9 protein-coding genes are annotated in these 13,544 nt (G+C 50.3%); all 9 read left to right on the top strand.

All coding sequences use genetic code 11. The annotated features are described in order from the left end of the window. Positions 1-182: 182 nt before the first annotated feature. The 9 genes from VE23_RS27355 to VE23_RS12985 all read left to right on the top strand — a co-directional run bounded on the left by VE23_RS27355 (position 183) and on the right by VE23_RS12985 (position 13,524). Complete coding sequence (locus tag VE23_RS27355) at positions 183-623, top strand: TnpV protein (RefSeq protein WP_332310170.1); 441 nt, start codon at positions 183-185, stop codon at positions 621-623. A 68-nt stretch (positions 624-691) separates the two neighbouring features. Next, on the top strand, positions 692-6,715 hold the full coding sequence (locus VE23_RS27745; protein ID WP_332310187.1) for a DEAD/DEAH box helicase family protein: 6,024 nt from the start codon (positions 692-694) through the stop codon (positions 6,713-6,715). 80 nt (positions 6,716-6,795) lie between these two features. Further along, positions 6,796-7,083, top strand: a complete 288-nt coding sequence (locus VE23_RS13010) for a hypothetical protein (protein ID WP_049868209.1) — start codon at positions 6,796-6,798, stop codon at positions 7,081-7,083. 101 nt (positions 7,084-7,184) lie between these two features. Then, a complete protein-coding gene (locus VE23_RS13005) occupies positions 7,185-8,132 on the top strand; it encodes a DUF3991 and TOPRIM domain-containing protein (RefSeq protein ID WP_029198835.1) in 948 nt (315 codons plus the stop codon). 83 nt (positions 8,133-8,215) lie between these two features. After that, positions 8,216-8,362 carry a hypothetical protein gene (locus tag VE23_RS26505; protein WP_154669660.1) on the top strand — a complete coding sequence of 49 codons (147 nt, stop codon included), beginning with the start codon at positions 8,216-8,218 and terminating at the stop codon, positions 8,360-8,362. A gap of 91 nt (positions 8,363-8,453) precedes the next feature. After that, complete coding sequence (locus VE23_RS13000) at positions 8,454-9,317, top strand: ParB/RepB/Spo0J family partition protein (protein WP_049868208.1); 864 nt, start codon at positions 8,454-8,456, stop codon at positions 9,315-9,317. Positions 9,318-9,788: 471 nt separating this feature from the next. Beyond that, positions 9,789-10,862 (top strand): endospore germination permease, encoded by a 1,074-nt coding sequence (locus VE23_RS12995; protein ID WP_049868207.1) that lies wholly within the window; start codon positions 9,789-9,791, stop codon positions 10,860-10,862. A gap of 2 nt (positions 10,863-10,864) precedes the next feature. Beyond that, on the top strand, positions 10,865-12,391 hold the full coding sequence (locus VE23_RS12990; protein ID WP_084781451.1) for a spore germination protein: 1,527 nt from the start codon (positions 10,865-10,867) through the stop codon (positions 12,389-12,391). Continuing rightward, on the top strand, positions 12,388-13,524 hold the full coding sequence (locus tag VE23_RS12985; RefSeq protein ID WP_029198831.1) for a Ger(x)C family spore germination protein: 1,137 nt from the start codon (positions 12,388-12,390) through the stop codon (positions 13,522-13,524). Before VE23_RS12990 ends, VE23_RS12985 begins: the two co-directional genes overlap by 4 nt. Positions 13,525-13,544 lie beyond the last annotated feature (20 nt).

The raw sequence follows: 13,544 nt of genomic DNA, 5'->3' as shown, positions 1-13,544 counted from the left end.
CGCTTACATGACGATGACCCGTTGCGTGTTGAATCCCTCACAATACATCAGCATCGAGGATTTGTCCGGCATTGGTTATTTTAACACGCTGCCTGCGCTGTCCCACTTGGGCGCGGCGATCAGCGATGTGTCCGAGATGATGCTGCGGGAAATTGAATCGACCGTCCAGGCGTTGCGCCGGAATGCACAGCGAACGAATGAGGGGAAATCGTTTCATACCCTTGCAAGACCAGATTCCTTACTGCACAATGAAGCTACTCGACAAGAAAGGAAGGATGAGCATGGAACTGACCTATTCGCCGCAAGGGGATTATCTACTGCCCAACCTGACGCTAAGCGTAGCAGAGACGACCATCGGGAAGTACGGGATGATGCGCAAGACGTTTCTGAAAACCGAGCGGAAGGGCATATACGCCCATCTGATGTTGTCGGAGCAGTTGAACCAGCATCTGGCGGACATCGACCGGACAGCGCGGGAGCGGATCGACCGGACGATCCAGGAACTGCTCATATCTCGCCCGGCACCGGACAAGGCGAGCGATCCGCTGGCTTGGACGGGACACATGAACAACCTGAAGCAACAAGCGGAGGAATTGATTCTCACGGAACTGATTTATCATTAAAATGGTTTGATCGTGAAGCGGAGGACCGAAGTCTTCCGTTTTTTCATGACCAAGCCATCATCAATGACATGCTCCGAGCCGCGCCACTTCGGGAGAGCAAAGCGGATATTGAATCCTTTTTCAATGCCCATGAGAATGGGCGCGAGCGCCTGTTGTATGTGCGCGGTTTGTTTCCGATAGGCATCACCGAACTGACGCTGGATGAAGGCGTGCAGGCTGGGTTTGAACCATATCGCAACGTTTTGCATTTGTGGACGGGTACGGCGGATGAACCCACGGCACAAAGCTTTTACGATTGGGGTGTCATAGCCGGGCATATCGCCAGCATGATACTGTTAAACGATTTTGACTTGCCACGAAAGACGGAACCATCCATCCAGCAACAGACGCTGTGGATGGAACAAGCGGAGGACGCAAAAGCCTCCGCTTTTTTCATGCCGCAAGCGGTCATTGACGCCATTTTGCAAAACGGCAGCGGTTTTGAGAACGGCAAGTATCGAATTGCGCTACATTTCCAGCAGTCGCTGTCCGCACAGGAGAACGCCGATTTCCTGAAACGGGAATACGGGATCGGCGGGCGTCTCCCTGCGCTAATCGGTACGGATATTCACATGAATTACGACAGCAAAGGCATCACGCTGACACGCGGCTCCATCATGAATCCGGATACTCAGGTAGTGCTGCCGTGGGTGAAAGTGCAGAAACGTATCGGCGAACTGCTGGCTGCGGGACGGTACTTGAATCGGCAGGAAACCGAGCGGTTGCCCGGCTTCGCGGAAGAACAGGAGGAAATGCGGCGACAGCAAGGGGCGGAAATGGCCAGGCACGATCTGACGCAACCGGATGCATCGTCATCGGAGGGGCTTCCCCAATCGGACGCGCAAGCGGAACTGGAACGCATGCCGGTGAATCGGGAACGGGCGCGCTACGGTTATGACGTGGGTAGCATCGTCTGGATTGGTGCGGACGAATATGAAGTGGCACAGTTGGAGCCACGAACGGTTGTGTTGCAAGACCGGCAGTTCCCTTTGTTTATCAAAGAATTGAATCGCAGGGATTTTGAGCGTATGCTGCGCGAAAATCCGCTGAACGATCATCTGATTACCGGAGAGCGGGAGCCGGAACTGGCAGACGAGGCGGCATGGGAAGAGGTAGAAGATGCGGATCCTCTGGAAGAGTCGGTGACGGATGGGCTAGTGCCCATATCGCAATCAGACGCTGCCCTTTCACCTGCTCCCGAGGTCAGCCGTTCCGCGCCAGCCCATCCGTCTGTCCCGGCTGTCAACTACCGGATTACGGACGACGAACTGGGGCATGGCGGCGCAAAAACGAAGTTCAAATGGAACACAGAAGCGATTCGTCTGCTGAACAAATTGGATCAGGAGCAGCGGCAAGCGACAGCGGACGAGCAGGCGGTGCTGGCTCGCTACGTCGGATGGGGCGGCATTCCGCAGGCATTTGACGAAGCGAACACGCAGTGGGCAGCCGAATTTGCGGAACTGCAAGATTTGCTGGAGCCGGATGAATATGCGTCCACTCGTGCGTCAACGCTGAACGCCCACTATACATCGCCGACCGTCATTAAGGCGATGTACGACTGTCTGGAAACGATGGGCTTTCGCAGTGGCAATATTTTGGAGCCGTCCTGTGGTGTTGGCAATTTCTTCGGGCTGGTCCCGGAGTCGTTCCAAGACTCGCGGCTGTTTGGCGTGGAGCTGGATAGCATTACGGGCCGCATCGCCAAGCAGCTTTATCCGCAAGCGTCGATTGCGGTCAGCGGCTTTGAACAGACGAATTTGCCGGACAGTTTCTTTGATCTCGCCATTGGGAATGTGCCGTTCGGCGGTTATGGTGTGGCAGATAAACGTTACGACAAGCACAAGTTTCTCATCCACGATTACTTTTTTGCAAAAACACTGGACAAAGTGCGTCCGGGCGGCATTATCGCCTTTATTACGTCCAAAGGGACGATGGACAAGCAAAACCCTGCGGTACGCAAATATATTGCGGAGCGCGCCGAACTGCTCGGTGCGGTGCGTCTGCCGAGCAATGCGTTTCTGGCCAATGCAGGAACCGAAGTGACCGCCGACATTTTATTTCTGCAAAAACGAGATCGCATGGTCACAGTCAGTGAGCAAACCGAAGCATGGCTTTCACTTGCCGAGACAGTGGACGGCGTGCCGGTGAATAGCTACTTCGTCGCCCATCCCGACATGGTGCTTGGCACAATGGCCTTTGACGACCGGATGTACGGCAACCGGCAGGAAACGACCTGCAAGCCCTATCCGGACGCCAATCTGGATGAAGTGCTACGCGAAGCATTGTCCAACATCCATGCTGAATGGGTGGAGCTGGAACGGGAAGACCAGCCGGAGGAGGAAGAACCTTCCCTCCCTGCTGACCCGTCTGTCCGCAATTTCAGCTTTGCGCTGGTGGACGGTCACATCTACTTTCGGGAAAACAGCCGCATGCGGCGCGTGGACACTTCCGCGACGGCAGCAGGCCGCATCAAAGGGATGATTCAGCTACGGGATACCGTGCGCGAGTTGATCGAGTATCAAACCGAAGACTGCAGCGATGAGATGATTCGGGAGCAGCAGCGCAAGCTGAATGCGCAGTATGACCGGTTTACAACGCAATACGGCCTGATAAACAGCCGCGCCAACAGTCTTGCTTTTTCGGATGATAGTTCTTACTTCTTGCTCTGTTCGCTTGAAATCGTAGACGAAGAAGGACGGCTGCTGCGCAAGGCGGATATGTTCACCAAACGCACCATCCGGCAACGCACCAACGTGGAACAGGTGGATACGGCTTCGGAGGCGCTTGCCGTTTCTATCGGCGCTAAAGCCCGTGTCGATCTGCCGTATATGGCGGAATTAACCGGCTCGACGGAAGAGCAACTAATGGAGGAACTACGCGGCGTCATCTTTCCCAATCCCGAAAATCGGGATGAAACCGATCAACCGATCTTTGAAACGGCAGATGCGTATTTATCCGGCAACGTGCGGGAGAAGCTGCGTATGGCCAGACAATTTGCGGCCTATGATGCTGAACGTTACAGCGAAAACGTCAAAGCGCTTGAAGCGGTGCAGCCGAAAGACCTGGATGCTTCTGAAATTGATGTCCGCTTGGGGGCAATCTGGCTGCCGCCGGAAGACGTTCGGCAATTCCTGTTTGAACTTGTGGACACGCCGCCGATGTACCAGACCTACATTAACGTGATGTATTCCGAATATACGGCTGCCTGGAACGTCAAAGGCAAAAGCGATGACCACAGCAACAATATTAAGGCAAACGTTACTTACGGCACAAACCGCGTCAATGCGTACAAGATTCTTGAAAATACGCTGAATTTGCGGGACGTGCGCATATTTGACACTGTGTATGAAGATGGCGTGGAAAAGCGCGTCCTGAACAAGCAGGAAACGGCCATCGCCCAGCAAAAGCAGGAGATGATGAAAGAAGCATTCCGCGACTGGATATGGCGAGATCCTCAGCGGCGCGAACGGCTTACGCGGCTGTATAATGACCGGTTCAACGCCATTCGTCCTCGCGAATACGATGGCAGTCATATTCGATTCACCGGGATGAACCCGGAAATCCGGCTGCGCCAGCATCAGATCAATGCGGTTGCAAGGGCGTTGTATGGCGGTAACTCCCTTTTCGCGCATTGTGTCGGTGCGGGCAAAACGTTCGCGATGACCGCCGCGGCTATGGAAAGTAAGCATTTGGGGCTGTGCAACAAGAGCATGCTGGTTGTACCCAATCACCTGACCGAACAGTGGGCGGCGGAGTTTTTGCAGCTTTATCCGTCGGCGAATATTCTGGTGGCGACCAAAAAGGATTTTGAAACGAAAAACCGTAAAACGTTTTGCGCGCGGATTGCCACCGGCGATTACGATGCGATTATCATCGGCCATTCTCAGTTTGAAAAAATTCCGATTTCGACGGATCGGCAGCGCCAGCAACTGTATGAGCAAATCTCGGAAATTACAAGCGGTATCCGGGAACTCAAGGAAGCCAAAGGCGAGCGGTATGCAATCAAGCAGCTTGAAAAAACGAAAAAGACGCTGCAAATCAAGCTGGAAAAGCTGAACGACACCAGTAGAAAGGATGATGTCGTTACCTTCGAGGAATTGGGCGTAGATCGGCTATTCGTGGACGAAGCCGATTCGTACAAGAACTTGTTTCTTTATACGAAAATGCGCAATGTGGCCGGACTGTCGCAAACCGAAGCGCAAAAGTCGTCGGACATGTTTGCCAAATGCCGCTATCTGGACGAGTTGACCGAAGGCCGGGGCATCATTTTTGCGACGGGTACGCCGATCTCCAACTCCATCACCGAGATGTACACGATGCAGCGCTACTTGCAATACGAGCGGCTCAAGCGGCAAGGCTTGCAGCATTTCGATGCGTGGGCATCCACATTCGGCGAAACCGTCACAGCGATAGAGCTTGCGCCGGAGGGAACGGGCTATCGGGCGAAAACCCGGTTTGCTCGTTTTTACAATTTGCCGGAGCTGATGAACGTCTTTAAGGAAGTGGCAGATATTCAGACGGCGGACATGCTCCAGCTTCCGGTTCCAAAAGCCCACTTCCACAATGTTGCTGTGCCGCCAAGCGAGTTCCAACGCGACATGGTCACCGATCTCGCCCGCCGCGCCGAACGGGTGCGAGCGAAGCAAGTGGAGCCGCACGAGGACAATATGTTGACGATCACCAATGACGGACGCAAATTGGCGCTCGATCAGCGGCTGGCCAATCCGATGCTCCCCGACGACGAAGGAAGCAAGGTCAGCGCTTGCGCGGACAACGTCTACCAGCATTGGACGGACAGTCTGAAAGAGCGGCTCACGCAACTGGTGTTCTGCGATCTATCTATTCCGAAACAGGATGGCACTTTCAGCGTGTACGACGAGCTGCGGCGTAAACTGATGGATAAGGGCATACCGCCTGAAGAAATTGCCTATATTCATGACGCTAATACGGAAGTTAAGAAGAAAGAACTATTCGCCAAAGTACGCAGTGGGCAGGTTCGGGTCCTGCTCGGATCGACATTCAAGATGGGGGCGGGTACGAACGTGCAAACGAAGCTGATTGCCCTTCACGACCTTGATTGCCCTTGGCGTCCGCGCGATTTGGAGCAGCGCAGCGGGCGCATTATCCGGCAGGGGAACCAGAACAGCGAGGTGCATATTTTTCGCTATGTGACCGAGAACACGTTCGACGCTTACCTTTATCAAACGCTGGAAAACAAGCAGCGGTTTATCTCGCAGATCATGACCAGCAAGTCGCCGGTTCGGTCTGCCGAGGACATTGATGAGACGGCTTTGTCCTATGCCGAAGTTAAAGCGCTTGCGACTGGAAATCCGTACATCAAGGAAAAAATGGATCTCGACATCCAGGTATCGAAGCTCAAGCTGCTCAAGGCGAATCATTTAAGTCAGCGTTATGCGCTGGAGGATCGGCTGCTCAAAATGCTGCCGCAGCAAATCAAGTCTACGGAGGAACGCATTGTCGGGTATGAGCAGGACGTGGCCTTGTTCATGCGCGCCCAAGCGTCGGAAAAGGATAGCAGCGACGATTCCCGTTTTCCCGGTATGACCATCAAAGATTACACGTACTCGGAACGTGCTACTGCGGGCGTTGCCCTGCTGGAAGCCTGCAAAGGCATGACCTCTCCCGATCCGCAGGAAGCAGGCAGTTACATGGGCTTTTCCTTATGGCTATCGTTTGATAGCTTTGCAAAGGAATACAAGGTGACGCTGCGCGGCGCATTGGGCCATACGATTACGTTAGGACCGGATGCAGGCGGCAATATCACGCGAATAATCAATACATTGTCGGATTTGCCGAATAAGCTCGCCTATTGCCGTGACCAGCTCGCAACACACAAGCAACAGATGGTAACGGCGAAGGAACAGATCGAGGCACCGTTCAAGCAAGAACAGGAACTGCAAACGAAGTCCGCGCGGCTCGCGGAGTTAAATGTGCTGCTGAACATGGACAAACGGGAAAACGAAGCCGTGGACAGCGTGTCGGATGAGGAACCGGAAGCACCCGAACGGCGGGTTGCGGATCGAGAGCGATAACAGCAATGGAAAGGTATAAATCACATGACGAAATGGACTCCGGCTTTTGGGGTCCTTTTCGCATTTCTGGAGGAACGCACATGTTGTATGCCATCCCAAGCGGCGGCGGATGCTTTTGCCCGATTCTACCGCCTATTTGTTACGGAACCGATCCGACCGAGGAGGGAGAAACCGTGCCGGAATTGGAATTGATATCCAAAGGGAAGAACGGATTTGGAGACACGTATTATTACATCCGTGATTCGAACGGGGTGACCAGTCAAGTCTATGAAAGCGAGTTAGACGCATTCATGAAAAAGAAAGGCGCTTCAGAGTTGAGGGAAAGAAGAGCTTATCTGTATCCCAAAAAGAAGGGTAAGGCACGATGAACAAATGAAGCAGGATGAAAGAAAATCAGCCTTACAATTAAGAGACACGATTTTTAAAGCCCGTTGTGGCTAATTTACTTTTTTCGAGAGGAACTACGGCAATGAGCTATGTAAGCAAGGAACAAATCGAACGTGCAAAGCAATTGGACCTGCTCACCTATTTGCAATGTTTCGAGCCATACGAACTGGTGCGATGCTCGCGCAACGCCTATTCGACCCGCTCCCACGACAGCCTTAAAATCTCCAACGGTAAATGGTTCTGGTGGTCTAGTGGGATCGGCGGTCGTTCTGCGCTGGACTACCTCATTAAAGTAAGAGGCATGTCGTTTCCCGATGCGGTGCTGCAAATTGACGGTAATCCACCCGTTCACATGGATCCAGCTACTCCTGCCATCCAGCAGGATGGTTCAAATGCGCGACTGGAGCTTCCCGAACCGTATGAGAATTCGAATCGCGTCATCGCTTATCTCTCCAAACGCGGCATTTCCCGCGACGTAATTGATTTTTGTCTCAAAACGGGACGACTGTACGAAAGCCGAATGTACCACAACGCGATTTTTGTTGGGTTTGATTTGCAAGGCACTCCGCGCTATGCGGCGATTCGCGGGACAACCAAAACCCGATATATGGGCGAAGCGCCAGGCAGCGATAAACGGTATTCGTTCGCTATACCGGCCGATGATAACGGCACAGAGTTGCACTTGTTTGAAAGCGCGATTGACCTGTTATCGTACTGTACCCTTTCGGAAATCTCCGGGAAAGTCTGGCGACAATCGCATCAACTGTCGTTGGCCGGCATATACAGCCCAAAAGAAAACAAGGATGAGGGCATTGCCCCGGCTGCACTTACCAACTATTTGCAAAGCTATCCTGAAGTGGAGCACATGGTGCTTCACTTGGACAACGACGAACCGGGCCGTTCTGCGGCAGCAATGATTCAGCAATTACTCAGCCAAACCTACGAGATTTCCGATGAACCGCCAGTCAGGAAAGACGTTAACGACGACCTGATGATTTATCGTAAACAGCGCGAGGAGCCAACTCGATAGCACCGCTCGGTACAATGGTAATCAGAGCAGTGTCGGGCGAAAATAGAGGTGGCTTCAAAATTCTAATTCCGAGGAGGTAAGGCATGAGCGAACAGGGGAAAAATGAGCAGGCCGAGGAAATTGAGAAAGCACTTTTGGAGGCAGAGGAAGAAGCGCGAAACGATCCGACACGTTTAGGTTATCAAACGGTGATGGATCGTGTACGCCGGGTAATAGGCAAGGAACGTTGATGGAAGCCAAATACCATTATGTTTCGCACGAAGACGCTGAGCGATCAGCGTCTTTTTGTCGTTTCGATACCCCTCCCCTTTTTCCCGGCAGGTGCCTTCAGGGCGACGCGATCGTTACATCCAACCGGATGTAACGATCAGGACCGACAACCCCTATCATGTTGCGGATAACGACGAGTTGCAGGCCATCGCGGAAAGCATTCGGAAGCATGGCGTGATCTCGCCGCTTGTCGTGCGACCGCGGGATGGAGGAGGTTATGAAATCATATCCGGACACCGACGAAAGGCGGCTTGTGAAAAAGCGGGAATCGCTGCGGTCCCCGCCTTCATTCGTGAAATGGACCGAAACGCCGCGATTATCGCCCTGGTGGACAGCAATCTGCACCGCGAGCATGTGTTGCCGTCCGAAAAAGCATGGGCCTACAAGATGAAGCTGGATGCCATCAAACGGCAAGGGCAGCGCAACGATTTGGCCGATAGCGGAACTCCTGACCAACTCGGACAGAAGTCGCGGGAGCGCGTTGCCGTTGATGTAGGAACGAGCGCGACGCAGGTGCAGCGCTATATCCGGCTGACTGAATTGATTCCGCCGCTTCTGGAAATGGTGGACAGCGGCAAGGTGGCGTTCAGTCCTGCCGTGGAGCTGTCCTATCTGTCCGAAAAAGAACAGGAAGCCTTGCTGGAAACGATGGGTAGCGAGGAACGCACCCCTTCCCTTTCCCAAGCCCAGCGCATGAAAAAACTGAGCGCGAACGGCCTGCTCGACATGGACGCGATTTTCAAAATCATGATCGAGGAAAAACCGAGTCAACGGGAACAAATCAAGCTGCAAAAGGAAAGCATCAAGGACTATTTTCCGAAGGGCTATACGGCCCAGCAGATGGAACAGACCATATTGAAGCTGCTGGAGGAATGGAAGAAAAGGAGGGAACGGGGCCGCGAGAACAGCCGCTGACTTTTTCCCGGCTGGTATTTGGGGTAGTAGTACCAGCGAAGCTGACACCATCCGCAAAGTAGATGTAATTAAATGGGAGCAACAGCTACCGGATGAAAGGGAAGCTGCCACTTCCCCCAAGCGCAGACGGTCAGCGAGTGGGTCATTTTTAAGTTGGCGTTAGTGGGTCAATTTAAATCCGGCCTTGACATACGCAACAGTCTTGAATTTTTTTCCGTAAATCTAAGCTCCCAATTTCGCTTCAAATGATCCCCTCCGAGAAAAGTTACCTAAAATGGTCAAAATCGGTATACCGAAGCATACTTTATGAGACAATATGGGAATAAATGCTGCGAAGTTCTAATTCCCGAATCAAAGCTGGAACTTTATCGAAAGGAATTTCTGAAATGAGTAATTTGGGATGAAGATGAAGAAGGTGGGGAAAGTAATGGTACTGCTTCCATTTAGTGTTTCACAGGGTAAGGTGAGTTGATGCCGAAAATTTCAGTTTTACAGTCATACATGATCATAATACTTTCTGTCGGTTTGCTGAACCACGTCATCATCATACCGTTACTGCTCGGTGCATCAGGGCGAGATGCCTGGCTTGTAGTACTTCTTGTTTTAATCGCTTCGCCAATTTGGATTGGCATTCTGAGCTATATCCTAAAAAACATGAACGGAATGCATGTTAGGGATTGGTTAAAGCAACAATTCGGAATGGTTCTCTCGGCAACCTTGATTGTCCTATACAGTGTACTTGTATGGCTTATGGGACACATTTCCTTTAAGGACACTATAACATGGACAATTGCAACTTATATGCCTCAATCTCCAATGTTTATTCTCGCAGGAACAACGCTTTTCGGATGCTTCTTCGCGGCATTTCAAGGGCTTCGCACCATTGCAATTTTAAGCGGGATATTGTTGCCTTTTGTTGTTATTCTGGGTGACCTTGTCATGACTGCAAACTTTCAGTTTAAAGACTACACCATGCTTTTTCCTCTACTCGAAAATGGGATATCTCCGCTTTGGAAAGGCATTCCCTACGTAGCTGGGGGATTGTTGGAGTTGTCGTTGCTGATTTTGTTTCAGCACAAGTTAACGAAAAAACCAGGTTTCAAAAGTTTAATGCTTATTTGCATCATATTATCCGGGCTAACGATCGGCCCTTTGATGGGCTCGATTACCATGTACGGCCCTGATGAAGCGGCAGACCAACGATACCCCGCTTTCGAACAATGGAGAATGGTTCGACTGGGCGAGTATGTGGAGCATGTTGATTTTTTCTCGATTTACCAGTGGTTATCCGGTATGTACATTCGAGTTTCCCTTTCCCTGTTACTCTTAAGCGAATTGTGGAAATTGCAAAAGTATAAGTGGTTGCCTATGTTTCTGGGCGCTTTATTCATGCTGGTTGCTACATTGTTGCCAATCAGCGATATGCTTTTTCAAGACCTGCTCAGCCGATATTACTTTCCTTCGTTTTGTGTCTTTACCATTGGGGTCATGTTCGTATATTTCGTGCGAATTATTATTTCAACATTGAGTAAAAGGAGCAACTGAAGATGATAAAGCTTTTCAGAAAAAAATGGGCAGGTGTCTCATCGTCCTCGCCACAAAAAAGAGCAACGGTTACACAACCGCTTAATGAGCAAACACTTCTTCAACGGTTTCAAATGTGTCGTGATGTTAAGCATCATGCTTACAAATTAAAGGTTGGCGACGATCAGTCGAGGATCGTTTTACTGTATTGCGATGGGTTATGTGACAATCAACAACCCCTTCAAGAGATGGCGATTCCTCACTTGACCCGGTTTTACGAAAAATATGGCTTTCATAAAAATGAGGAAGTCGTTGAGTCGTCTCAATTACAGTTATTGCGCATTTCCTTCGAGGAATGGGAGCAGAAATCCGAAACGGACATTTTTGAGGGTAAGCTACTTTTGTTTATTCCGACACTAATTTCTTTGTTCTCCCTCGACATATCGAAAAAACCGGCACGCCAGCCCGAAGAATCCAACATTGAACACTCTATTCGCGGCTCAAAGGACGGTTTTGTCGAGGAACTCGGCGTCAATGTCGCGTTAATTCGGAAACGAATCAAGTCAACAAGCATGGTATACGAAACGAAAACCGTAGGTGTCCGAACAAAAACAACCATTGCGATTCTTTATATGCAAGACATTGTTGATCCCAAAATCGTCCAAGATATCAAGACTAAATTGGATCGCCTTCAAATTGACGGAGCGTTTAGCGCCACTCAACTGGAAGAGTTAATGGAACCGACCAAAGCTTTATTTCCTTTGATGGGCTATACGGGAAGACCTGATTTTACCGTTAACTGTATGATGAATGGACGTGTAGCGCTTATTGTGGAGGGTACACCGGCTGCTTTGATCGCTCCGGCCAATTTGTTCCTGCTCCTGAAAACACCCGAAGATATCCACTTTACTGCTTTGTCTGCTACGTTTGGACAATCGCTTCGTTTGCTCGGATTGTTCGTATCACTCATGCTGCCCGGTTTTTGGGTCGCTATTCTTGCGTTTCATCAAGACCAACTGCCCTATTACCTTCTTGCAACACTTGGCGTTAACCGGCTAGGCATTCCTTTGGGCTTGGCTGGAGAAATGTTTCTCGCGCTTGTCTTTTTGGAAATATTGCGGGAAGCCGGTGTTCGATTGCCCTCGGCGGTTGGGTCTACGGTTACGGTAGTAGGAGGGCTCATTCTGGGGGATGCGGCGATTCGTGCAGGATTTTTGTCCCCTAGCACTGTTGTCATAGGCGCGATTACGCAAGTGTTCGGTTCGACGTTATCCAGCCAGTCACTGGCCGGGACAATTAGCATTTTGCGTTTCTTCATATTCGCACTGTCCGCCATCCTTGGGATCTATGGTTTCTTACTTTCTTTATTTATTTTAACAACTCATTTAGCCTCTTTGCGTTCATTCGGATTGCCTTACCTGGCTCCGGTTTCGCCTCCATATAAAGATTTCGCCAATGCCTTGTTCCGATTACCATGGAGATGGCGGAAAACTCGGCCAGACATGCTAAATACTCAAGATTCTACAAGCCAAGGGGATAAGCAGAAATGAACGCATACAAATTTACCGCAGTTCTTCTGCTTCCCTTCTTTCTCACCGGATGTTGGAGCAGATACGAAGTGCAAAACATGAATTATGTAACTGCTGTTGGAATTGACTATGCGGATGGTCAATACATCATTTATGCGCAGTTGCTCGATTTCTCGACAGTGGCAAAACTGGAAGGACAACAGAAAGCGGAACAACCTCCGGTCTGGATCGGTAGAGGAAAAGGTATCTCGTTTACAGAAGCAGCGAATGATTTATACAGCACTTCGCAACAAAGGTTAAACTGGGGACAAATCTCTGCAATCTTGTTTAGCGAAAGGTTATTGAAGGAACGAAAAGTCGGTGAAGTGTTAGAACTGATTAACCGATATCGTGAGATAAGGTACTTAGCTTGGGTGTTCAGTACGCGCGATCCCCTTGACGAGGTCTTAATTGCGACTCCATTTTTCAGATTATCGCCAAAAGCATCGATTCTACATAACCCCGAACAGAGTTATCGGCAGCGTTCTATCCTCGCTCCGATCCGCCTGCAAAAATTTGTAATGGATTCAAACGAAAAGGCGAAGACAAGCTACATACCAGAATTATCTGTTCGAAAGGATCAATGGAAGGAAAATCAAAAACCGCATGAGCTGCTTAGATATTCAGGCATACAAATATACGATAAGGACAAATATTACGCACGCATGAGCCTCGAAGAAATAAAAGGATTGCCATGGCTGAATAAACACACAATCCGACTGCCCGTTGACTTGTTTTCCGATAACAAGCTTGTTGCAGTTCTCGTCGCAGAAAAACCCGAATATGACGTCAAACCAAGGGTTAAATATGACAAAGCATATTTCGATATTTCCGTTAAGGTGAAGGCCGGAGTAAATGAGCTACATGCAGACGTTACGGAGCAAGAACTCACGCAACTGGCTCAAAAAGAAATTGAGCATCAAATTAGGCAGACCTTTCAAACCGCGTTTGAAAAGAGAATAGATATTTATAATCTAGGGGAATCTCTTTTTCGCAGGAATCCGTATGCGTGGAAACGGATTGCATCTGGGACTGTACTAAACAAAGATTCCTTACGAACGATCAACGTTAACGTACAAATCGTGTACCCTGGCAGGTATAAACTTTCACCTTGATATTTGGTTGTGATTTACTT

It is taken from the genome of Paenibacillus sp. D9 (genome assembly GCF_001188365.1).
GTDB lineage: Bacteria > Bacillota > Bacilli > Paenibacillales > Paenibacillaceae > Paenibacillus_O > Paenibacillus_O humicus.
This window is presented reverse-complemented; position numbering and strand designations above follow the sequence as displayed.